The following is a 22221-nucleotide window of genomic DNA, read 5'->3' as shown; positions in this document are numbered from 1 at the left end:
ATACGCTGGGAACCGAAAGACTTGGTCACACTCTCGGTCCTGACCTCGACGCCCACGCCAACCTCCACAATTCTCAGCGAGCTGCCCCACCGGCGAACCGCGAGCTCGGTCATCACGGTCGTCACGTGTGGGTTCGGTCACTGTAACTCATGGGACAGATCGGGCACACCCCAACCTGACTCCGTAGTAACTCCGCAATCCTTTCGGTATCGGCGATAGCGGCGAGATTGCCAGAAAACGCAAAACGGGCGGTCCCCATAAGGGACCGCCCGTTCGGCGTGTTCGGTCGTGAATTACTTGACCGAGACCTTGGCGCCGGCCTCTTCCAGCTTCGCCTTGGCGGCCTCGGCGGCCTCCTTGGCGACCTTCTCCAGGATCGGCTTCGGAGCGCTCTCGACGAGGTCCTTGGCTTCCTTCAGGCCCAGGCCGGAGACGATCTCGCGGACCACCTTGATGACCTGGATCTTCTTGTCGCCCGCGCCCTCGAGCACGACGTCGAACTCGTCCTGCTCCTCGGCGGCCTCGGCCGGAGCGGCGGCACCGCCGACGGCGGCGACGGCGACCGGAGCGGCCGCGGTGACCTCGAACTTCTCCTCGAACTTCTTCACGAAGTCCGACAGCTCGAGCAGGGTCATGTTGCCGAAGGTCTCGAGCAGTTCGTCAACGTTGGCCATTGTTGTGTTCCTTTCGGTAGTTGATGTCTATGCGGGCAGGTCGTGCCGCACGGGTCTTACTCGGCGGCCGATCCGCCTTCTTCGGCCTGCTTCTTCTCCTGCAGCGCGGCGGCCAGGCGGGCCACCTGCGAGGCGGGAGCGTTGAACAGACCGGCGGCCTTGGTGAGGTTGCCCTTGAGCGCGCCCGCCAGCTTGGCCAGCAGCACCTCGCGGGTCTCCAGGTCGGCGATCCGCTCGACCTCGGCCACGGACAGCGGAGCGCCGTCCATGTAGCCGCCCTTGATGATGAGCGCCTTGTTGTCCTTCGCGAAGGTCTTCAGGGCCTTGGCCGCGTTGACCGGCTCACCCGTGATGAAGGTGATCGCGGTCGGCCCGACGAACAGCTCGTCAAGACCTTCCACGCCCGCCTCGGCGGCGGCACGCTTGACCAGGGTGTTCTTGGCGACGGAGTACGTGGCTTCGGCGCCGAGCGCGCGCCGCAGCTCGGTGAGCTTGCCGACCGACAGGCCACGGTATTCCGTGACGACGGTGGCCGTCGAGCTCTTGAACTGCTCCGCGATCTCCTCGACCGCGGTGACCTTCTCGGGTTTCGCCATACTTCGCCTCCTCTCTGATTGGTCGGTTCGTATACGCGAACTACCGATCAGGGGCCGGCGACAAAACAAACGCCCCGAACGCAGAGCGTTCCGGGGCGCAACAGGAAAACCGATCCGGCGCACACCCGGATCAATTCCCAGCCTCGGCTCTCCCTGCGTGGGCCGCCGGCAATGTCGCCGGACCTTCGACCGAACCCATGCGGGATCGGCGACCAACGGTCTTCGGTAGAACGGATTGGGTAGCGATCGAACTCGTCGATAACTGAACTCCAATGTACCCGGACGGGCTTCCATCTGCCAAAACGGGGTCAGGCCGCCTGCCGGACCGAAACCGTCCGGCCGCCGAATCGTTGTGTGCCGGCGTGTATTCCACTACGCCGCTCGACGGGAGACCCCGCCGGTGACGGTTCTCACGACGTCGCGCTCTCGGCATGCCGGACCAGCTCGCGCAGCACGTTCACGGCGCCGGACCGGAATTCTGTGCCTGCGATCAATCCGTCCGGACCAACGTTCTCGCGCAGCACCGGCAGCCGCAGACAGGCATCGGAAACGATGTCGGCTCCGACATAGCCGAGCACGCTGCGCAGCGTCGCGGTCGCGCCGTCACCGCGCCCTGGGACGGCGACGGTGATCCAGGCGACCGGTTTGTCATGCAGATCCCCCGCGCCGACGGTCCAGTCCAGCAAGTTCTTCAGGCTGCCCGGCAACGTGCCCGCGTATTCGGGCGTGCAGAACAGCACGGCGTGGGCGCGCGAAAGGTGTTCGCGCAGAGCGGCAACCGATGGATGCGCGGTGCCGTCGTCGTCCGGGTTGAAGGCGGGCAAGTCCGCCAAGCCGTCGTACCAGACGGCCTCGACACCCGCCGGGGCGACGGCCGAGACGGTGCGCAGCGCGGCGGAATTGGTGGAGGCGGCGCGAGTGCTGCCCGAGATCAACAGAACGACGGTCACATCGAACCCAACCGCGCCACGCGGCGGATTAGTCCGCGAACGCGCGACGGCGGGAACGCATTACGCGTTCCCGCCGTCGCGATCGGCTCAGCCGCTGCTTACGCGTCCTCTTCGAGGAGGTTGCGGGTGCGGTTCGGGTCCACCGGGATGCCCGGTCCGGTGTTCGTCGAGACCGTCACCTTCTTGACGTAGCGGCCCTTGGCGGTCGACGGCTTGGCGCGCAGGATCTCGTCCAGCGCGGCGCCGTAGTTCTCCACCAGCTTGCTGTCGTCGAAGGACGCCTTGCCGATGACGAAGTGCAGGTTGGCCTGCTTGTCGACGCGGAAGTTGATCTTGCCGCCCTTGATGTCGTTGACGGCCTTGGTCACGTCGGTGGTGACCGTGCCCGTCTTCGGGTTCGGCATCAGGCCGCGCGGGCCGAGAACGCGCGCGATCCGGCCGACCTTGGCCATCTGGTCCGGGGTGGCGATCGCGGCGTCGAAGTCCAGCCAGCCGCCCTGGATCCGCTCGATCAGGTCCTCGGCGCCGACGGCGTCGGCACCGGCGGCCTCGGCCTCGGCGGCCTTCTCGCCAGCGGCGAAGACGATGACGCGGGCGGTCTTACCGGTGCCGTGCGGCAGGTTGACCGTGCCGCGGACCATCTGGTCCGCCTTGCGGGGATCCACACCGAGACGCACGGCGACCTCGACGGTCGCGTCGGTCTTGGTGGTTGCGGTCTCCTTCGCCAGGCGCGCGGCGGCCAGCGGGGAGTAGAGCTTCGTGCGATCGACCTTCTCGGCCGCGGCGAGGTACGCCTTGCTTCGTTTTGCCATGATTCTCTGTCCTTGTCGGTAGTCAGACGTGGTTATCGGGCCTGGCCGGCCCTCCCACCAGGGAGCGATTCCGCTCAGCCTTCGATGGTGATGCCCATCGAACGCGCGGTGCCCGCGATGATCTTGGCCGCCTGATCGAGGTCGTTGGCGTTCAGATCTTCCTGCTTGGTCTTGGCGATCTCGCGCACCTGGTCCATGGTCACCTTGGCGACCTTGTTGCGGTGCGGCTCCGCCGAGCCCTTCTGCACACCCGCGGCCTTCAGCAGCAGCTTGGCGGCGGGCGGGGTCTTCAGCTTGAAGTCGAACGACCGGTCCTCGTACACCGAGATCTCGACCGGGATGACGTTGCCACGCTGCGACTCGGTCGCGGCGTTGTACGCCTTGCAGAACTCCATGATGTTGACGCCGTGCTGACCGAGCGCGGGGCCGACCGGAGGGGCCGGGTTCGCCTGGCCGGCCTGGATCTGAAGCTTGATGATCCCGGCGAGCTTCTTCTTCTTGGGGGGCATCTTTCTTTCCTAGGTGTTGGTGTCCCTTGCTCTTTGCAAGTCTGTGCGTCGACCCGCGGCGCGGGCGCGTCATCCCGTCGTGGACGGAACGGATCTAGATCTTCGCCACCTGGGTGAACGCCAGCTCGACCGGGGTCTCGCGGCCGAAGATCGACACGAGCACCTTGAGCTTCTGCTGCTCGGCGTTGACCTCGGAAATGCTGGCGGGCAGCGTCGCGAACGGGCCGTCCATGACGGTCACCGACTCGCCGACCTCGAAGTCGACCTCGATGACCGGCTTCGGCGCGACCTCGCCGCCCGCGGTCTCCTGGGTGGCCGCCGCGGCCGCCGCGGCGGGCTTCTTCTGCTGCTGCGCGGCCGGGACGAGGAACTTCACCACGTCGTCGATGGACAGCGGCGACGGGCGCGAGGTGGCGCCGACGAAGCCGGTGACGCCGGGAGTGTTGCGCACCGCGCCCCACGACTCGTCGTTGAGCTCCATGCGGACCAGGATGTAGCCGGGCAGCACCTTGCGGTTGACGTGCTTGCGCTGGCCGTTCTTGATCTCGGTGACCTCTTCGGTGGGCACCTCGACCTGGAAGATGTAGTCCTCCAGGTCCAGGTTCTGCACGCGGGTCTCGAGGTTGGCCTTCACCTTGTTCTCGTAGCCGGCGTAGGAGTGGATGACGTACCACTCGCCGGGGGCGCGCCGCAGCGCTGCCTTCATCTCGGCGACCGGATCGGCGGGCTCGGCATCGACGGCGGCGGCAGGGGCGGACTCAGCGGGCTCCGATTCCTCGACCGCGGGCTCGTCGGTCGCGAACTCCTCGACGGAGTCGGTGGGCTCGGCCACCGCGTCGTCGGCCGGGAACTTGTCGTGTGTGTCGTTCTCCGGGGTGCTCACTGGGGCACTCGCTTCCTGTGTCGTCACGTACATCCTCTGCGTGCCGGGCCGGGCGCGCGGCGACATCACTGCCGCCCGTGTCCGCCCCGGGCTCGGCTACCGGCGTCGGCGTCGTTCAGCTAGCCGAACAGCCAGTTGACACCCTTGATGAACGCCAGATCCAACCCGCTGATGAACGCGACCATGAAAATCACGAACACCAGAACAACGCTCGTATAGGTGACCATCTGCTTCCGGTTGGGCCAGATCACCTTGCGCAGTTCCGCGATGACCTCACGCAGGAACTTGATCAAACGCTTGAACGGATTACCCGACTTCTTGCGTTCGGCCCGATCGGTCGCCTTGGTTGCCTTCCGCGACGGACGGTCGAGCGTGGCGAGAGCGCCCGTATCGACCTGCGAGGACCCAGCGCGAGTCCGCCGCGCGGATCGCTTTCCGCTCGGCCGTGTCGCTGCGGCGGTGTCATCGCCGTCGTCGGCGGCATGTGCGCCGCGGCGAATGTCCCGCTCGTCGCTCACGCCTTCTCCTCGCTGCGCTCGGTGCCGCCGTGCGCGATGCGCGCTGTGCCAATGGCTCGCTCGCTACGCTCGCTCACGTCGATCCTCTCTCGTCGCTGGCATCCAGGGCAGGGGCGACAGGACTTGAACCTGCAACCTGCGGTTTTGGAGACCGCTGCTCTGCCAGTTGAGCTACGCCCCTTTGGTCGGACGATGTTGGCTGTCCAACCACTGTTCCGATATTCAGTTGTGTCCTGGTGTCACACAACACGCGCGCCGCTCCGGCAGTTGCCGGCCCCGTGGGCGATCCGCGCGGACCGCCTGGAACCAGCCCCTCAGAGCAGCGCGCAGCGGCTGGCGACCCCAGAAACCTGAGTGTACGTTACCGTGCGCGCCATTAGCCAATCCGGGTCGCTGTCCCTGGTCAGGCCAGCTGCACCGTCGCGGTGGCGCGGCCGAAGATCTTCTTCCCCGCCGACTTGGCGACGATGGCCACGACCGCGGTCCTGGTCTCCGGATCGACCGACTTCACCTTACCGGTGTACTCGATTTCGGCGGCCTCGTCGGAGCCGACGTAGACCGGGCTGGTGAAGCGGACGTTGTATTCCTTGACCGCGCCGGGATCGCCGAGCCACGAGGTGACGAAACCGCCGCCGAGTCCCATGGTCAGCATGCCGTGCGCGACCACGTTGTCCAGACCGACCAGCTTCACGACCTCGTCGCTCCAGTGGATCGGGTTGGCGTCGCCGGAGACGCCCGCGTAGTTCACCAGATCGCCGCGGGTGAGCCGGACGATGCGCGTCGGCAGCTCGTCGCCCACCGCGACGTCCTCGAACCGGAGGGCGTGCTTCGTGCGTACGCCCTGCGCGGGCGGCACGACAGCGGCGGGCGCCTGGCTGACCGCGAGCGAACGCGGGCGGTGCCCCGGCGCGTCCTCGCCGATGCCGTGCATGAGCACGTTGCGGACGGCGGCGTTGAGGTTCGGGTCGATGTCGCCGCCGCTGCGGCCGACGAGGGTGGTGTAGGTGGTGAGCACCAACTCGTCGTTCTGCGCGGTGACGATGTTCTTGGTCACGATGATGTCGCCGCCGAAGGCCTGCCGGAACGAGTGCAGGTGGACATCGCAGGTGAGCTGGTCGCCGACCTTGATCGGGCGATGGAATTCCAGAATCTGATCGGTCTGCATGATCTGGCTGAGGTCGTAACCGGTGACGACCTCTTCGAACAATTTGCGCTGAGCGAGAATGCCGACCAGGGAGATGAAGGTGACCGGCGCGAGCAGGTTGTCGTACCCGTACTCCTGCGCCGCGTCCTCGTCCCAGTGCACCGGATGGTAGTCCTGCACGGCGCGGGCGTATTCACGCACCTTCTCGCGGCCGACCTCGTAGTAGTCGTCGACGCGGTAGTGGTGTCCGACCATCGCCGCTGCGTTCGTCGCGGGGTCGAGCGCCTCGCCCGTCTGGACCGCTTCGTCTGTACCGGTGTTGATTGTCACGGGAGGACTGTACCTATCTGACCCCGTCACCCGGAGTCTGCGGAGCGCTCACCACCGCACCCACACCGTGAAAATGCGTCAGGGCCGGACAGTTGTCCGGCCCTCGCGGTGCCACGGCCCGAGATACCGGGATGCGACTCCCGGCGCTACACCACGCGGTAGGTCACGCGTGGATGACTAGCGGGATTCGCGATGCGCCCGGTGCGTGCCGCAGTTCGGGCAGAACTTCTTCAGCTCCAGCCGGTCCGGGTCGTTGCGCCGGTTCTTCTTGGTGATGTAGTTGCGATGCTTGCACTGCTCGCAGGCCAAGGTGATCTTTGGCCGGACATCGGTGGACTTCGCGGCCACGATATGCCTTCTTTCCGGTACCTGATGGGCTTGTATCGGTTGTGGTAGCGATGGCCGGACTTGAACCGGCGACACAACGATTATGAGTCGTTTGCTCTACCGACTGAGCTACACCGCCACGGCGTCGCATTGCCATGGTGCCGAGCCCGCACTACGGGAGCGATGCCGAGTCGGTCACCACCGGCAATCCGGCGAGCCCCCTAACGGAATCGAACCGTTGACCTTTTCCTTACCATGGAAACGCTCTGCCGACTGAGCTAAGGGGGCATGACTACTTCCGCACCGAGCCCCAAACACTCGACCTCAGCGCGGTGAAGTCTTGAACGAGGTTACACACTCGACGCTCCCACTACCAAACCGCGTGGTCAGAAGGGCATTTTCCCACGCACGAACGCGGCGAGCCGCCATTCCTGGCCCACCGGGAAGCGTCCACCACTCACGATCGCGCCGCCTGCGCGACACCGATCCGACGAGCAATCCGCGAAGCCTCCCGCCGAACCACACCGCACGGCGACCCCGGAACCGCGAGGCCACCGCTCGACAAATACCTGATCGAATCGCCTACCCGAAGTGACCGAAATCTCCACGACACATCTGTCGATCGACGAACAAAGCAACCGATGAGAACGACCGAAAAGGCATCCAACCGGCCGCCATGCGCGGACGCGATGCCCACCCACGAATGACGGTAAGCGATCAGCGCACCCAGACAACGGCACGCATGAGACCAATACGCCCACGCCGCACTTGGAACGCGCGCCGTACGAACGAAAGATCCGCGCCCACCGCAACCACTGGAAGGGGGGTCCGGGGGGCGAAGACCCGCCGGGCGGGGCGTGGGGGTTGCACCCCCACAAGACATTACGAAGCGAGCCCTGTACGCGCTTTCTGCGTACAGGGCTCGCCTGGTGAGCGGAGTGGCAGGTGTAGGATTCGAACCTACGTAGGCTTTCACCGACAGATTTACAGTCTGCTCCCATTGGCCGCTCGGGCAACCTGCCGTTCGCGCTTTCTCGGCGCGCTGAGCAGAATACATCGAACCCGCACCCTGAATGCAAACCGGCTGGCTATCGGCCATGCGACGCGACTACCCTCGGGTCTCCGGGTAGAACTGACGGTGGCTGGAAGCGTCCGGGCTCAGCTCACCCGTCGGACCGTCAGAACAGGAGCGCAGCGTGGCTGATTCGTCTTTCGATGTTGTGAGCAAGGTCGACCGGCAGGAGGTCGACAACGCCCTGCATCAGGCGGAGAAGGAGCTCAACACCCGCTACGACTTCCGCGGCACCGGCGCGTCGATCGAATGGTCCGGCGAGGACAAGATCGTGCTCACCGCGGAGGCGGAGGAGCGGGTCAAGGCCGCGCTGGAGGTGTTCAAGGAGAAGCTGATCCGCCGCGACATCTCGCTGAAGGCGTTCGACGCGGGTGAGCCGGTCTCCTCCGGCAAGGTGTACAAGATCACCGGTTCGCTGGTGCAGGGCATCGACTCCGAGCACGCGAAGAAGATCTCCAAGAAGATCAGGGACGAGGGCCCCAAGGGCGTTAAGGCGCAGATCCAGGGCGACGAGCTGCGGGTGAGCAGCAAGAAACGCGACGATCTTCAGGCCGTCATCGCCCTGCTGAAGGGCGAGGATTTCGGGATCGCGCTGCAGTTCGTCAACTACCGCTGAACGCTCACCGCGGCGCATGTCGACCGAGGAGCGGGCCGGACTCGGTGTGGACGCGGGCATCCGGACGTTGTTGCTGCTGATGCCCCGCGTGGTGGGCCGGGCCAAGAAGCTGGGCGTCCCGAAGGAGCTGGAGTCGTTCTCGCTGGCGCCGCGGCACCTGTCGCTGCTGGCCAACCTGGTGTTCGACGGGCCGACCACGGTGACGGATCTGGCCGCGCGGCTGGAGGTCGCGCCGACGACGGTGAGCTTGATGGTCGCCGAACTCAGCAAGCAAGGCGTGCTCGAGCGCGGCGCGGACCCGGCCGACCGGCGACGCACCATCGTCGCCATCGCGCCGGCACATGAGATATCCGTGCACAAGTGGCTGGGGCGCAGTGCCCGTGCCTGGCGCGCGGTGCTCGAACCGCTCACGCCCCAGCAGCGGAAGTTGTTCGTCGATACGTTCCGCGCCTTCGAAGCCCAGCTGGCCGCCGACGACTGAGACCGCGGGACTCAGTACCGGCGCGGTCCGCCCGCCATCTCCTCCAGCCGGGCGACGCGTTCGTTCATCGGCGGGTGCGTGGAGAACCAGCGGGCCACCCGCTCACCCGGACGGAACGGGTTGGCGATCATCAGATGCGACTGCGACGCCAGCCGCGGCTCGGGCGGAAGCGGGGCGGTGTGCACGCCGCGTTCGATCTTCCGCAACGCGGAAGCCAGCGCGAGCGGGTCGCCGGTCAGTTCGGCGCCGGATTGGTCGGCCTGGAATTCGCGGGAGCGGGAGACGGCCAGCTTGATCAGCGTGGCCGCGATCGGGCCGAGCAGCGACACCAGCAGCACGGCCAGCACGTTCGGGCCCTCGCCGTTGCGATTGCCACCGAACATGGACAAGTAGACGGCCATGTTCGCCACGCCCGAGATGACCGCGGCGAGCGCTCCCGCGATCGAGGAGATGAGGATGTCGCGGTTGTAGACATGCGACAGTTCGTGGCCGAGCACGGCCCGCAACTCCCGTTCGTCGAGCAGTTGCAGGATGCCGCTGGTGCAGCAGACCGCGGCATGGCGGGGATTGCGTCCCGTGGCGAAGGCGTTGGGCGCGTTCGTGGGGCTGATGTACAGCCTCGGCATCGGTTGGCGCGCGAGCGTGGCCAACTCACGCACGATCCGGTACATGACGGGGGCCTCCAGCTCGCTGACCGGCTGCGCGTGCATGGCCCGCAAGGCGATCTTGTCGCTGTTGAAGTAGGCGTAGGCGTTCATGCCCACCGCGAGCAGGATCGCGACGACGAGAATCGTCGGGTTGCGGAACAGCGCGCCGATGAACACGATGAGGGCCGACAGACCCACCATCAGCCCGAACGTCTTCAGCCCGTTCGCAAACCCGTGCCCGTGCATACGTCTCCCTTGCCGCTCCCCCGTTCACCGAGTCGCCTTACAGCAGATAAACGATAGAAGCCCCAGGCAAAGTTCCGGTGAAGCCCACCCCGCTGCCGCCTACGGCAGTGTGCCCTGGCCCCGGCGACTCCCCCGCGGCCACGCCGAACGCACCGCGACCTCTCTTCCGACCGAGCATTGCCGTTCGCGGCCCGGCTCACGTCTGCGCGCCACCTGAGCGACGAAGAAGGCAGTACACCGGGTCCCGCCCTCGGACACTCACGAGCCCAGCGCACCCCGACCACGACTTTCGAGCGAAGCGAGACCGAGCATGCGCCGTTCGCGGCCCGGCTCGCGTGTGCGCGGCCGCCGCGTACGCGACGAAGGAGCAAGCGGCGGTCGCGCACACGCGAGCCATCAGAGGGCCGCGAACACGCCGCGACGAAGTCGCGGCAAATCGAACACAGCTCACCCAACGCGTTCGATGGTGTAGCGGACCAGCCGCTCCAGCGCGTCGTTGGCGGGGCCGCCGGGCAACGCGGACAGCTCGGCGTAGGCGAGGTCGGCGTAGCCCTGGAGCTTCTCCTTGGCCAGCGCCATGCCGCGGGAATCGGCGAGCAGGTCGAGTGCTTCCTTCACCTCGTCGTCGGTCTCCAGCGGGCGGGCGAGCAGTTTGCGCAGGCGGTCGCCTTCGGCGCCCTCTTCGCGCAGCGCGTACAGCACCGGCAGGGTGTGCACACCTTCGCGCAGATCGGTGCCGGGGGTCTTGCCGGACTGCTCGGACGCGGAGGAGATGTCGATGATGTCGTCGGAGATCTGGAAGGCGGTGCCGACCGCGTCGCCGAGGCGGGCCAGTCGCTCGACGTGCTCGGGGTCCGCGCCCGAGAAGGTGCCGCCGAAGCGGCCCGCGGCGGCGATGAGCGAACCGGTCTTCTCCCACACCACCCGCAGGTAGTGCTCCACGGGGTCCTGGGTCTCGCGGGCGCCCATGGTCTCGCGCATCTGGCCGGTGACCAGTTCGGCGAAGGTCTCGGCGATGATGCGCACCGCGTCGGGGCCGAGGGTGGAGGTGAGCCGGGACGCGTGTGCGAACAGGTAGTCGCCCGCGAGGATGGCGATGTTGTTGCCCCACCGCGAGTTGACGCTCGGGGCGCCGCGGCGCATGGGGGCCTCGTCCATCACGTCGTCGTGGTACAGCGTGGCCAGGTGCACGAGTTCGACGACGGTGCCCGCGGTGATCAGAGCGGGATCGGCCGGGCGAGGGCCGAGCTGTCCGGTGAGGATGGTGAAGAGCGGACGGAATCGTTTGCCGCCTGCCTTGGCCAGGTGCAGCGCGGCCTCCTGGAGGAACTCCGCGCCGTCGGACAGCTCGTCGACCAGGAGTTTCTCCACGTCGGCCAAGCCGTTGCGCACGGTGTCGGCTAGCCCGACGTCACCGAGGTCGACCCCGGCCACGACCGTGCCCGCCGTGTCCATGATTCGCTCGCTGCGCTCGCTCATGGCCGATGTGCTCATTCCTTCTCCCAGCGATGCGTCCGACCCCACGGTAGAGAACCTAGCGTGTCCCGGTCGGATGGCCCATGAACACCGTCACTCTGTGGAGGATCGTCCAGTGCCGCACCGGCTCGCTGGTGACCGTCGACGACGCGAGCGCGACCGCCGTCGACACCGGCGCGACGGCCCTGCGAGTATGGACCGCATGGGTTCACCGGAAGCGAGTCCCGCACGCGACGAGGACGCGTTGCCCAGCCGGGCCGAGGTGCTGGTCGTCGGCGCGGGCCCGGCCGGATCGGCGTCGGCGGCGTGGGCGGCGCGGGCGGGACGGGACGTGGTGCTCGTCGATTCCGCCGTCTTTCCCAGGGACAAGACCTGCGGTGACGGGCTCACGCCGCGTGCGACCGCCGAATTGGAGCAGCTGGGGCTCGGCGAGTGGGTGCGCGCGCACGTCGTCAACCACGGGCTCCGGATGACCGGTTTCGGCCGCGAGGCGCTGTTGAGCTGGCCGGGCGGTTCCTTCCCGACGTACGGAAGCGCGGTGCCGCGAACCGAACTCGACGACAAGCTGCGCGAGACGGCGGTGAAGTCGGGCGCGCGCATGGTGGACGGCACGAAAGTAATCGATGTCACCCGAGAGGGTGATCGGGTCACGGGTGTGACGGTGCGTACGGCCGACGGCACGCGCACCATCTCCTGCCGCACGCTGGTGGTCGCCGACGGGGTGCGTTCGCCGATCGGGCGGCTGCTCGGCCGCGTCTGGCACCGGCAGTACGCCTACGGCACCGCCGCGCGGGCCTACATCAAGTCCGGCCGCAGCGATGATCAGTGGATCACCTCGCACCTGGAGTTGCGCGACGCCTCCGGCGAGCTGGTTCCCGGTTACGGCTGGGTGTTCCCGCTCGGCAATGGCGAGGTGAACATCGGTGTGGGGTCGCTGGCCACGGAGCGCCGTCCTTCGCACATCGCGTTGAAGCCACTGCTGGCGCACTACACCGCGCTGCGCACCGAGGAATGGCAGTTCGAGGGTTCGCTGCGAGCGGTGGCATCGGCCCTGCTGCCGATGGGCGGGGCGGTGTCGAACGTCGCGGGCCGCAACTGGGTGCTGATCGGCGACGCCGCCGGGTGTGTGAATCCGCTCAACGGTGAAGGCATCGATTACGGCTTGGAGGGCGGCCACATGCTGGCCGCCCTGCTGGACGAACCCGATTTCACCACGATCTGGCCGCAGACGCTGCGCGCTCGCTACGGCCGCACGTTCTCGGTGGCCCGGCGGATCGCGGGCCTCGCCACGCACCCGCGCATGGTGCCGCTGGGCGGTCCTCCGGTGATGCGGTCGAAGTACTTGCAGCGCACCGCGGTCCGCGTGATGGGCAATCTGGTCACCGACGAGGACGTCGATCTGACCGCGCGGGCGTGGCGGATGGCGGGGCGGGCGTCGCTGCGCTTCGACGAGCGTCCGCCGTTCGCCTAGGGACGAGGGCGGCGCGATGGCCGATCGGGAAACTCGCGGGTCGCCCCCGCTGTATCTGCTGCCGCATCTGCGCCGAGCCAGGGATCTGGCCGATCGCCATTACGCCGACCCGCTGAATCTGGACGAGCTCGCGGCCGCCGCCGGGGTGTCGAAGTATCACTTCCTGCGCGCGTTCGCCGCGGTCTACGGCCGCACCCCGGCCGTGTACCTGGCCGAGCGGCGCATCGAACGCGCCCAGGATCTGCTGCGCGCGACCAATCTGACGGTCACCGAGGTGTGCATGCTGGTCGGCTACAGCAGCCTCGGCTCGTTCAGCAGCAAGTTCCGGCAGCTGGTCGGGGTCACGCCGTCGGAGTACCAGGCGAAGTTCGCCGACGGCGCTCCGCGCATTCCCGGCTGCTTCGTGTTCATGCACGGGCTCTCCGACCGCACGCCGCGCGGCTGAGCGAACGGCGCAATTTCGGAGAAGCCGGTGGCGCGGCGCTCCCCATAGCCTGGCCGCATGACGACGATTACGAACGTTTCCCTGGTCACCGTGTACGTCACCGACCAAACCGCCGCGAAAGAGTGGTACGTCGACAAGCTCGGGTTCGTCGAGACCAGCGACGTCACGATGGGCGACAACGGCTTCCGCTGGGTCACCGTCGCGCATCCGGCGCACCCCGAGCTGGAGATCACGCTGATGCTTCCCGGCCCGCCGCTGGACGAGAACTATGCCGACGCCGTCCGGCGCGCGCTGGCCAACGGCACGCACGGCTCGCTCGGCCTGCGCACCGAGAACTGCCAGAAAACCTTCGAAGAGCTCACCGCCAAAGGGGTGGAGTTCGTGCAGCCGCCCGCCGAACGGCCCTACGGAACCGAGGCGATCATCCGGGACAACTCGGGGAACTGGCTGGTGCTGGTCGAGCCGAAAGAGTTCTCGCCACAGGACTTCGCCTAGGCCGCGACGGCGTTGCCCCGGCGCTCGCTGGGGCAACGCGCCTGCTCAGGCGGTCGGTTTCGCGGAAAGCCACTCTTCGATGAATTTGCGCTCGCTGTTGAGCACCCGGTGGTGCAACTGCTCGGCGAGCGGCTCGATCGCCCCGCCGACCACCGGGACCTTCACCTGCACGGTGCCGACGACCTCGATCTCGGAACCTTCCGCCGTGGAGCGGATCTCGTAGGACCCGGACATCGCGGTGTTGATGCCGCCGGTGCTTGCCTCGAAGGTGCCCTTGGCGACCTCACCCACCAGCGGCTGCCAGTGGTCGGTGCGGGAGAAGGTGAGTTCGCTCTTGAGCACCTTGCGGACCAGCGCAGGCACCTTGTCCTCGGCGGCCTTTTCGGTCATATGGATGCGAATGGTGCCCGCGCCGTCGGGATGCGACAGGTCTAGCGTCGCCGTCGGTGCGTCGGCGAAGCGGGCCCGCCAGACGTCGTCGGTGGTGAGTGCCCGGTGGAGATCTTCGACCGGGACTGTGTACGGCACGGTGAAGCTGAATTTTCGGGACATGGCCGCCACCGTAGCCGAGCCGGTCGGTAGCCTGTGGCGGTGTCGGAAACCAGCCAGTTCACCGGGCGGCCGATCCGCCTGCGACGGGCCAGGATCGGCGTGCTCGTCGCCGCGACGGCGGTGAGCGTGCTCGTCGGGCTGCTGGTGCTGGCCGCGTGGCGCAACGACTATCTGATCAGCTCCGACAAGGGCAGCACCACGGCCGAGGTGCTCTCGGCGGGGCGGCTGCGCTCCGCGGTCATGTATGTCACGCCGGACGGCGAGACGCACAATCCGAAGGTCGGCGTGCTGTATCCGACGAACTTGACCGCGGGTGAGCGGATTCGTGTGGAGTACCGCCGCAGCGACCCGGACCTGGTGCGGGTGGAGGGCCGGGACGTGCGCGTCGCCATTCCGCCCGCGTTGTCGGTGATCGTCGTGGTGTGGCTGCTCGCGCTGCCCGCGCTGTGGCTGCTCGTCCGCGCGGGCAGGCGTCATCCCGCTCCCGTGGGCAGGCCGGCGCCGCAGGCCTGAGATCCGCACCACCGAGGAAGCCGCCCGATTCCCATAGTTCGCCGGATCTTCCCGTGCGCTTCACTTCGGCGTGGCGGCGTGGCGCGGTGCGGCGGTCAGGCTGGGAAACGTGCGTGTAGCGATCGTCGCGGAGTCGTTCCTGCCGAACATGAACGGCGTCGTCAACTCCGTGCTGCGGGTGCTCGAACACCTGGACCGGAACGGGCACGACGCGCTGATCATCGCGCCGGACACCCCGCGCGGACAGCCCGCCGCACCGCGGCACTACGAGCGCTTCCCGGTCCACCGCGTTCCCGCGGTCATGGTCCCGAAGATCAGCTCGCTGCCGGTCGGGCTGCCGCAGCCTGGCATCGTCTCGGCCATCGAGGACTTCGACGCCGATGTGGTCCACCTGGCTTCGCCGTTCCTGCTCGGGGCCGGCGGTCTCGGCGCGGCATTGCGGCTGGATCTGCCCACCGTCGCGGTGTATCAGACCGACGTGGCGGGTTTCGCCAAGAGCTACGGGCTCGGGCTGGCGAGCCGCGCCGCCTGGGGTTGGACCCGGCGCATCCACGAGGGCGCGACACGCACGCTCGCCCCGTCCAGTGCGGCGGCGGAGGACCTGGCCAGGCACGGCATCCCCCGCGTGCACCGGTGGGGGCGCGGTGTCGACATCGCGCGGTTCACCCCGAGCGCCCGCTGCGCCGTATTGCGGGACGCCTGGCGCGCCGGCCGTGACCGGCTGCTGGTCGGTTTCGTCGGGCGGCTCGCGCCGGAGAAGCACGTCGAGCGGCTCGCGGTGCTTGCCGCCGACCCGGATGTCCAACTGGTGATCGTCGGCGACGGGCCGGAGCGCAGGCGGCTGACCCGGCTGATGCCGACCGCGGTGTTCACCGGCGAACTCGGCGGCGAAGCGCTGGCGCGGGCGTACGCCAGCCTGGACGTCATGGTGCACGCGGGCGAGCACGAGACGTTCTGCCAGGGCGTGCAGGAGGCGCTGGCATCGGGTGTCCCGGTGATCGGTCCCGACGCGGGCGGCCCGCGCGACCTGATCGCGCACTGCCGCAACGGCTATCTGCTTCCGGTGGACCGGTTCGGCGAGCTGCTGCCGAGTGCTGTCGGGGCGCTGCACGATGCACAGCTGCGGACCCGATTCGCCGGTGCGGCGCGGAAATCGGTGCTGTCCCGGACCTGGCCCGCCGTCTGCGCGCAGCTGATGGGCCACTACGCCGAAGTGACCGGCACGCGGATTCGGTTGCCGCATACGGCGTGAACACGGCCGGAACGTGACGGAGGTATCCACGCGCCGCGCTCGGTTCGTAACAGACCGCGAGTTAGGGTCTTGGCGTGGCGAAAACGCAATCGAACCGTGCCTCGTTGGACAAGCAGCCGCATGAGGTCGCGGCGATGTTCGACGGCGTCGCCCGGCGCTACGACCTGACCAATACGGTGATCTCCGCCGGGCAGGATCGCTACTGGCGCTGGGCGACACGCAAGGCGCTGGCGGCACGGCCGGGCGAGCGGCTGCTCGATCTCGCGGCAGGCACCGGGGTATCGACGCTGGAACTGCAGAAATCCGGCGCTTGGTGCCTCGCGGCCGACTTCTCCAAGGGCATGCTCAGCGCGGGCCGGTTCCGCGACGTGCCGATGGTGGCGGCCGACGCGATGGCGCTGCCGTTCGCCGACGACTCCTTCGACGCGGTGACCATCTCGTTCGGGCTGCGCAACGTGGCCGACACCGATCTCGCGCTGCGGGAGATGCTGCGGGTCACCAAGCCCGGCGGCAGGCTGGTGGTGTGCGAGTTCTCCGCGCCGGTGCTGCCGGTGTTCCGCACGGTCTACCTGGAGTATCTGATGAAGGCGCTGCCCAAGGTGGCGCGCGTGGTGAGCAGTAATCCCGAGGCCTACGTCTACCTGGCCGAATCGATCTCGGAGTGGCCCAATCAGCGCAGGCTGGCGATGCGGATCGCCGCGAACGGGTGGTCGTCGGTGAAGTGGCGCAATCTCACCGGGGGCGTGGTGGCCCTGCACCGGGCCTACAAGCTCGGCTGATCCGGAGACATCGATCACACCTCACCGGCCGATCCTGCAGCGGTGAGGAGGAATGTCACCTGCCGCTAACGCGAGGTAAATCCGGCGCAATCGGCGGTCCGCATGATCGGAGACATGACCGATCCAGTGACCGGCCGCGGCGACGGCACCGCCACAACGGCGTGCTCGTACTGCGGCGTGGGCTGCGGGATCACGGTGTCGACCGCCGCCGACGACGCGGGCAAGCCGGTGATCGCCAAGGTCAGCGGCGACAAACTGCATCCGGCGAACGCGGGCAGGCTGTGCACCAAGGGTGCGACTCACGCGGAGTTGATGCGCACGCCGGGGCGGATGGAGACCGCCTACCGGCGCTTCGAACGCGGTCAGGTCCCGGTGCCGTTTCCCGTCGACGAGGCCGTTCACGAGGCCGCCACCCGGTTGCGCGCGATCCTCGACGAGCACGGACCGGACGCGATCGCGCTGTACGTCTCCGGGCAGATGTCGCTGGAGGCCCAGTACCTCGCGACCAAACTCGCCAAGGGTTACCTGCGCACGGTGCACATGGAGGCGAACTCGCGGCTGTGCATGGCCAGCGCGGGCACCGGATACAAGCAGTCGCTCGGCGCGGACGGCCCGCCCGGCTCCTACGACGACTTCGAGCACGCGGACCTGTTCTTCGTCATCGGCGCGAACATGGCCGACTGCCATCCCATCCTTTTCCTGCGGATGGCCGATCGGCTCAAGGCGGGGGCCAAGCTCATCGTGGTCGATCCGCGCCGCACCGAGACCGCCGCGCGCGCCGATCTGTTCCTGCAGATCGCGCCCGGCACGGACCTCGCGCTGCTCAACGGTCTGCTGCACCTGCTGGTGGCAGGCGGCCACATCGACGCGGAATTCATCGCCGAGCACACCGAGGGCTGGGAGTCGATGCCGGAGTTCCTGGCCGACTATCCGCCGGAGCGGGTGGCGGAGATCACCGGCTTGGCCGAGGCCGACATCCGGACCGCCGCCGAGTGGATCGGCGCGGCGGGCGAGTGGATGTCGCTGTGGACGATGGGACTCAACCAGTCCACGCACGGCACCTGGAACACCAACGCGCTGTGCAACCTGCACCTGGCCACCGGCGCGATCTGTCGTCCCGGTAGCGGGCCGTTCTCGCTCACCGGGCAGCCGAACGCGATGGGCGGGCGCGAGATGGGGTACATGGGCCCCGGCCTGCCCGGTCAGCGCAGCGTGCTCTCCGCGGAGGACCGCAGGTTCGTGGAGACCGTGTGGGAACTGGAGCCGGGCACGCTGCGCACCGAGGCCGGGCCGGGAACGGTGGAGATGTTCCGCGGACTGTCCGAAGGGACGATCAAAGCGGCCTGGATCATCTGCACCAACCCTGTCGCCACCGTGTCCAACCGGAAGACCGTGATCGCGGGGCTGGAAGCGGCCGAACTGGTGATCGCCCAGGACGCCTACACCGAGACCGCGACCAACGCCTACGCCGACCTGCTGCTGCCCGCCACGCTCTGGGCGGAAGCCGACGCGGTGATGGTGAATTCCGAACGCAACCTCACCCTGCTGCAGCAGTCGGTCCCGCCCATCGGCGACGCGCGCCCGGACTGGCGGATCATCGCCGACGTCGCCACCGCCATGGGCTTCCCCGGCTTCGACTTCGCCTCCAGCGCCGAGGTGTTCGACGAGATCACGCGGTTCGCGAATCCCGCCACCGGCTACGACCTGCGCGGGGTGAGCTATGCGGCGCTGCGGGAAGGGCCGATGCAGTGGCCGTGCGCGGAGCCGGAGCGCAGGCGCAATCCGATCCGCTACGTCAACGATGGAATCAGCCAGACGCCGTTCGTCGACGAGAACGGCCGCCGGCCCCGGCTGGCCTTCGCCACGCCGAGCCGCCGCGCCGTGTTCTGGCCGCGGCCGCACATGCTGCCCGACGAGATGCCCGACGACGACTACCCGTTCCTGCTGAACACCGGCCGTCTGCAACACCAGTGGCACACGATGACCAAGACCGGCAAGATCGACAAGCTGACCAAGCTGACCGGCGCCCCGTTCGTCGAGGTGCATCCGGCCGACGCCGAGCGGCTCGGCCTGCGCGCGGACGACCAGCTCGAGATCGCCTCCCGCCGTGGCCGCGCCGTGCTGCCGGTGCGGGTCAGCGACCGGGTACGGCAGGGTGATTGCTTCGCGCCGTTCCATTGGAACGACGAGCATGGCGAATACCTGACCATCAACGCGGTCACCAACGACGCGGTCGATCCGGCCTCGCTGCAACCGGAGTTCAAGGCGTGCGCGGTCGCGCTGCGCCGGGTGGCTTCGGTGCCGCAGCCGCAGATTCCCGCCGCGCTGCCCGCGGCACAGGCGGCGCATCCGCTGGCCGCCGTGCTCGGTCTCGACAGCGGCACCGCCCCCACGCTCAGCGAGACGGAGCGAATCTACCTCAGCGGCTATCTCGCTGCGCTGCAAGCAATTCCGGTGACCGGTCAGCCGGTGCTCCCGGATTCGGCGCCGATGTCCGCGCACACCAGGCTGTGGGTCGACGGGCTGCTGGCCGGGATGTATTCGCGTGATGCGGCGACCACGACGGAGGCGGACGACGCTCGCACGGTCACCGTCCTGTGGGCCTCGCAGACCGGCACCGCCGAACAGTTCGCCGCCGCCGTCGCCGCGCACCTCGCCGAACACGACTTCACACCGCGACTGTCGGACCTGGACTCCTGCGACCCGGGTGCGCTCCAAGGCGACGTGCTCGTGGTCAGCAGCACGTTCGGCGACGGAGGCCCGCCGGACAACGGAGCCGATTTCTGGGATCGGCTGGCCGGCGGCGTCGTGCGGTTGACGGGTGTGCGCTACGCCGTGTTCGCGCTCGGCGACTCCTCCTATGACGACTTCTGCGGTTACGGCCGCAAACTCGACCAGAAATTCGCCGAACTGGGCGCGACCCGGCTGCTTCCCCGCGTCGACAGTGAGCCCGATTACGAAGACGCGGCGCGGCGCTGGCTCGATGCCGTCCTGACCGCCTTGGGCGAGGATCCCTCCCCCGATGTGCCGGTGAGCGGTGGAATCGGACCCGCCGGACCCGCGCCCCGGGGCGGAGTGGCCACGGTGGAACTGCCGACCGTCGCCCCGGCGCCCGGACGCACTCGCACCGCGCCGTTCACGCGCAACGCGCCGATTCGTGCCGCTCTGGTGCGCAACGAATTGCTCTCGACCGCGGGATCACCGAAAGAAGTGCGCCGCTTCGCGTTCGATCTGCGCGGCCTGGACGCCCGGTACGAGGTGGGCGATTCGCTGGGCGTGTGGCCCGTGAACAACACCGCTCTGGTCACCGAATGGCTCGCCGCCACCGGGCTGGACGGTCGCCGGACGGTCGAGGTCGACGAGCGTGAGATCCCCCTCGCCGAGGCGCTGCGCACGCACTTCGACATCACCAAGGTCGGCTCGGATCTGCTCGGCTTCCTCGCCGAGCGCAACCCCAGCGGCAAACTCGCCAAACTGCTGCGCCGGGACAACCGCAACGAGCTGGCGAACTACCTGTGGGATCGTCAGGCCGTGGACGTGCTGCGCGACTTCCCCGTGCGGGCCGATCTGGTGGAGTGGCTCGCAGCCATGAAGAAACTGCAGCCGCGCCAGTATTCGATCTCGTCGAGTCCGCTGTTCACCCCGGATGAGGTGGAACTGACCGTCGGTATCGTGCGCTATGGCGACCCGGCGGCCACCGGTTCGGCGGTGCGGCGCGGCGGGGTGTGCTCGACTTTCCTCGCCGACTCCGCCGACCCGACGGTGCCGATATTCCTGCAGCGCGCACCGCATTTCCGTCCTCCGTCCGACCCCACAGCGCCGATGATCATGGTGGGCCCCGGCACCGGCATCGCCCCTTTCCGCGGTTTCTTGCAGGAGCGCAGGGCCCTCGGCTGCACCGGGCGCAACTGGCTGTTCTTCGGCGATCAGCATGCGGCGCACAATTTCTACTACCGCGCTGAGCTGGAGGACATGTTCCGTTCCGGCTTCCTCACCCGCCTCGACCTGGCCTTCTCCCGCGACCAGCGGGAGCGGATCTACGTGCAGCACCGCATGATCGAGCACGGCGCGGAGCTGTGGTCCTGGCTACGCGACGGCGCACATTTCTACGTCTGCGGCGACGCCAGCCGCATGGCCAAGGACGTCGACGAAGCACTGCTACGAATCGCCCGTATCCACGGCAAGCTCGACGAGGACGGCGCACTGGCGTTCAAGAAGCAGCTCATCGCCGAGAAGCGTTACGTCCGCGACGTGTACTGACCGGCCGGATCAGGCGGCCGCCCCCGCGGTGATGCACGTCACATCGAGGAACACAGCCGCGCCCCGCTCCGTCGAAGAACAAGAAGGATCCGACAAGCGGACTGACCGTCCTCGCTCACACCGCGGGTGGGTTCAGGCGGGTGAAGTCCGGGAGGCGGTAGTACGGGTAGTAGGGGTAGGGCGGGGTGGTGGCGCTGGCTTTGTCGAGGCGGGCGATCTGGTCGGCGTCGAGTTCCCAGCCGATCGCGCCGAGGTTCTGGCGCAACTGCTCCTCGTTGCGGGCGCCGACGATGACCGTGGCGACGGTGGGGCGGCGCAGCAGCCAGTTGAGGGCGATCTGCGGGACCGTCTTGCCGGTTTCGGCGGCCAGTTCGTCGAGGACGTCCACCACGTCGTACAGCTTCTCATCGTCCACCGGTGGACCGGCCTCGGCGGTGCGGTGCAGGCGGCTTCCTTCCGGAAGTGGTTGCCCGCGGCGGATCTTCCCGGTGAGCCTGCCCCAGCCCAGCGGACTCCAGACCACCGCGCCGACGCCCTGGTCGCGGCCCAGGGGCATGAGTTCCCACTCGTAGTCGCGCCCGACCAGCGAGTAGTAGACCTGATGCGCGACGTACCTGGTCAGACCGTTGCGATCCGCCACGGCGAGGGATTTCATCAACTGCCAGCCCGCGAAGTTCGACGCGCCGACGTAACGGATTTTGCCCGCGCGCACCAGATCGTCCAGCGCGGCGACGACTTCCTCCACCGGCGTGCCGGCGTCGAAGGCGTGCAGCTGGAACAGATCGATGTAGTCGGCGCCCAGCCTGCGCAGCGATCCCTCCACCGCATTGATCAACCTGGCCCGGCCGGAACCGGCGTCCCGCGGCCCCGGTCCGGTGGGCAATGTCGCCTTGGTGGACAACAGCACTCGGTCACGCCTGCCCTTGACGGCGGCACCCAGGATCTCCTCGGAAGCTCCGTCGGAGTACACGTCGGCGGTGTCGAACATGTTCACGCCCGCGTCCAAACTGATGTCGACCAGCCGTCGCGCCTGTTCGGCATCGGTGTCGCCCCACGCGCCGAACAGCTCTCCGCGCCCGCCGAAGGTGCCCGCGCCGAAGCTCAGCGCCGGGACCTGCAGGCCGGATGCGCCGAGCCGCCGGTACTCCATCTGCGTATCCATCGTCCGTACGT

Annotated in this window: 22 protein-coding genes and 4 tRNA genes; 9 read left to right on the top strand and 17 right to left on the bottom strand. The window is 68.0% G+C overall.

Translation table 11 applies throughout. The features are described from left to right. Window positions 1–293: 293 nt before the first annotated feature. The 13 genes from rplL to ACH49X_RS12895 all read right to left on the bottom strand — a co-directional run bounded on the left by rplL (window position 294) and on the right by ACH49X_RS12895 (window position 7765). Entirely contained in the window at window positions 294–674 is a 381-nt protein-coding gene (rplL, locus tag ACH49X_RS12955) for a 50S ribosomal protein L7/L12 (protein WP_043733084.1), read from the bottom strand. A gap of 56 nt (window positions 675–730) precedes the next feature. After that, a complete protein-coding gene (gene rplJ / locus ACH49X_RS12950; RefSeq protein WP_067810461.1) occupies window positions 731–1270 on the bottom strand; it encodes a 50S ribosomal protein L10 in 540 nt (179 codons plus the stop codon). A 410-nt stretch (window positions 1271–1680) separates the two neighbouring features. Continuing rightward, on the bottom strand, window positions 1681–2220 hold the full coding sequence (locus ACH49X_RS12945; RefSeq protein WP_357209317.1) for an NADPH-dependent FMN reductase: 540 nt from the start codon (window positions 2218–2220) through the stop codon (window positions 1681–1683). 98 nt (window positions 2221–2318) lie between these two features. Further along, window positions 2319–3032, bottom strand: a complete 714-nt coding sequence (gene rplA / locus ACH49X_RS12940; protein ID WP_067810457.1) for a 50S ribosomal protein L1 — start codon at window positions 3030–3032, stop codon at window positions 2319–2321. A gap of 74 nt (window positions 3033–3106) precedes the next feature. Beyond that, complete coding sequence (gene rplK / locus ACH49X_RS12935; RefSeq protein WP_040783829.1) at window positions 3107–3541, bottom strand: 50S ribosomal protein L11; 435 nt, start codon at window positions 3539–3541, stop codon at window positions 3107–3109. A gap of 94 nt (window positions 3542–3635) precedes the next feature. Next, window positions 3636–4424 (bottom strand): transcription termination/antitermination protein NusG, encoded by a 789-nt coding sequence (gene nusG / locus ACH49X_RS12930; protein ID WP_357113147.1) that lies wholly within the window; start codon window positions 4422–4424, stop codon window positions 3636–3638. A gap of 119 nt (window positions 4425–4543) precedes the next feature. Continuing rightward, the gene (secE, locus tag ACH49X_RS12925) at window positions 4544–4942 is read right to left on the bottom strand and encodes a preprotein translocase subunit SecE (RefSeq protein WP_195083091.1); all 399 of its coding nucleotides are present in this window, start codon (window positions 4940–4942) and stop codon (window positions 4544–4546) included. Between the two features lie 108 nt (window positions 4943–5050). Next, window positions 5051–5123: transfer RNA gene (locus tag ACH49X_RS12920), tRNA-Trp, on the bottom strand. Between the two features lie 222 nt (window positions 5124–5345). Beyond that, entirely contained in the window at window positions 5346–6410 is a 1065-nt protein-coding gene (locus ACH49X_RS12915) for a fused (3R)-hydroxyacyl-ACP dehydratase subunits HadA/HadB (RefSeq protein ID WP_323124677.1), read from the bottom strand. Window positions 6411–6593: 183 nt separating this feature from the next. After that, window positions 6594–6764, bottom strand: a complete 171-nt coding sequence (rpmG, locus tag ACH49X_RS12910) for a 50S ribosomal protein L33 (RefSeq protein ID WP_011211653.1) — start codon at window positions 6762–6764, stop codon at window positions 6594–6596. A gap of 42 nt (window positions 6765–6806) precedes the next feature. Continuing rightward, window positions 6807–6882: transfer RNA gene (locus ACH49X_RS12905), tRNA-Met, on the bottom strand. A 76-nt stretch (window positions 6883–6958) separates the two neighbouring features. After that, window positions 6959–7031: transfer RNA gene (locus tag ACH49X_RS12900), tRNA-Thr, on the bottom strand. A gap of 651 nt (window positions 7032–7682) precedes the next feature. Beyond that, a tRNA-Tyr gene (locus ACH49X_RS12895) sits at window positions 7683–7765 on the bottom strand. Between the two features lie 174 nt (window positions 7766–7939). Between ACH49X_RS12895 and ACH49X_RS12890 the strand changes: the two genes are divergently transcribed. Then, window positions 7940–8431 (top strand): YajQ family cyclic di-GMP-binding protein, encoded by a 492-nt coding sequence (locus ACH49X_RS12890; RefSeq protein WP_039802015.1) that lies wholly within the window; start codon window positions 7940–7942, stop codon window positions 8429–8431. Between the two features lie 16 nt (window positions 8432–8447). Continuing rightward, window positions 8448–8912: a MarR family winged helix-turn-helix transcriptional regulator gene (locus tag ACH49X_RS12885; RefSeq protein ID WP_195083092.1), complete on the top strand. Its 465-nt coding sequence runs from the start codon at window positions 8448–8450 to the stop codon at window positions 8910–8912. An 11-nt stretch (window positions 8913–8923) separates the two neighbouring features. On the opposite strand, the gene htpX is transcribed toward ACH49X_RS12885, so the two are convergent. Together htpX and ACH49X_RS12875 are read right to left on the bottom strand one after the other, a co-directional pair. Further along, on the bottom strand, window positions 8924–9805 hold the full coding sequence (htpX, locus tag ACH49X_RS12880; RefSeq protein WP_067810450.1) for a zinc metalloprotease HtpX: 882 nt from the start codon (window positions 9803–9805) through the stop codon (window positions 8924–8926). 447 nt (window positions 9806–10252) lie between these two features. Further along, window positions 10253–11299 carry a polyprenyl synthetase family protein gene (locus ACH49X_RS12875; protein WP_357113078.1) on the bottom strand — a complete coding sequence of 349 codons (1047 nt, stop codon included), beginning with the start codon at window positions 11297–11299 and terminating at the stop codon, window positions 10253–10255. Window positions 11300–11483: 184 nt separating this feature from the next. On the opposite strand from ACH49X_RS12875, the gene ACH49X_RS12870 reads away from it, so the two are divergent. From ACH49X_RS12870 to ACH49X_RS12860, 3 genes are read left to right on the top strand one after another with little or no spacing between them, the layout of a single operon-like run. Further along, entirely contained in the window at window positions 11484–12752 is a 1269-nt protein-coding gene (locus tag ACH49X_RS12870; protein WP_357209315.1) for a geranylgeranyl reductase family protein, read from the top strand. A gap of 16 nt (window positions 12753–12768) precedes the next feature. Further along, window positions 12769–13197, top strand: a complete 429-nt coding sequence (locus ACH49X_RS12865; protein WP_195083094.1) for a helix-turn-helix domain-containing protein — start codon at window positions 12769–12771, stop codon at window positions 13195–13197. 57 nt (window positions 13198–13254) lie between these two features. Next, window positions 13255–13692, top strand: a complete 438-nt coding sequence (locus ACH49X_RS12860) for a VOC family protein (RefSeq protein ID WP_067810448.1) — start codon at window positions 13255–13257, stop codon at window positions 13690–13692. Between the two features lie 45 nt (window positions 13693–13737). On the opposite strand, the gene ACH49X_RS12855 is transcribed toward ACH49X_RS12860, so the two are convergent. Beyond that, entirely contained in the window at window positions 13738–14244 is a 507-nt protein-coding gene (locus ACH49X_RS12855; RefSeq protein ID WP_195083096.1) for a DUF2505 domain-containing protein, read from the bottom strand. A gap of 39 nt (window positions 14245–14283) precedes the next feature. On the opposite strand from ACH49X_RS12855, the gene ACH49X_RS12850 reads away from it, so the two are divergent. The 4 genes from ACH49X_RS12850 (at window position 14284) to ACH49X_RS12835 (ending at window position 21048) form a co-directional block, all read left to right on the top strand. Further along, window positions 14284–14757 (top strand): DUF3592 domain-containing protein, encoded by a 474-nt coding sequence (locus ACH49X_RS12850; protein WP_195083097.1) that lies wholly within the window; start codon window positions 14284–14286, stop codon window positions 14755–14757. A 109-nt stretch (window positions 14758–14866) separates the two neighbouring features. Continuing rightward, entirely contained in the window at window positions 14867–16009 is a 1143-nt protein-coding gene (locus ACH49X_RS12845) for a glycosyltransferase family 1 protein (protein ID WP_357209313.1), read from the top strand. A 74-nt stretch (window positions 16010–16083) separates the two neighbouring features. Then, window positions 16084–16788 (top strand): demethylmenaquinone methyltransferase, encoded by a 705-nt coding sequence (locus ACH49X_RS12840; RefSeq protein WP_195083098.1) that lies wholly within the window; start codon window positions 16084–16086, stop codon window positions 16786–16788. A 102-nt stretch (window positions 16789–16890) separates the two neighbouring features. Beyond that, the gene (locus ACH49X_RS12835) at window positions 16891–21048 is read left to right on the top strand and encodes a molybdopterin-dependent oxidoreductase (RefSeq protein WP_397069703.1); all 4158 of its coding nucleotides are present in this window, start codon (window positions 16891–16893) and stop codon (window positions 21046–21048) included. 115 nt (window positions 21049–21163) lie between these two features. Here ACH49X_RS12835 and ACH49X_RS12830 read toward each other — a convergent pair whose 3' ends face one another. Beyond that, window positions 21164–22198: an aldo/keto reductase gene (locus ACH49X_RS12830; protein WP_195083182.1), complete on the bottom strand. Its 1035-nt coding sequence runs from the start codon at window positions 22196–22198 to the stop codon at window positions 21164–21166. Window positions 22199–22221: the final 23 nt, after the last annotated feature.

The organism is Nocardia sp. NPDC019323, from assembly GCF_044389845.1.
GTDB classification, from domain to species: Bacteria; Actinomycetota; Actinomycetes; order Mycobacteriales; family Mycobacteriaceae; genus Nocardia; species Nocardia implantans.
The sequence above is the reverse complement of the archived record's forward strand: the minus strand, read 5'-3'. Positions and strand labels throughout refer to the sequence as shown.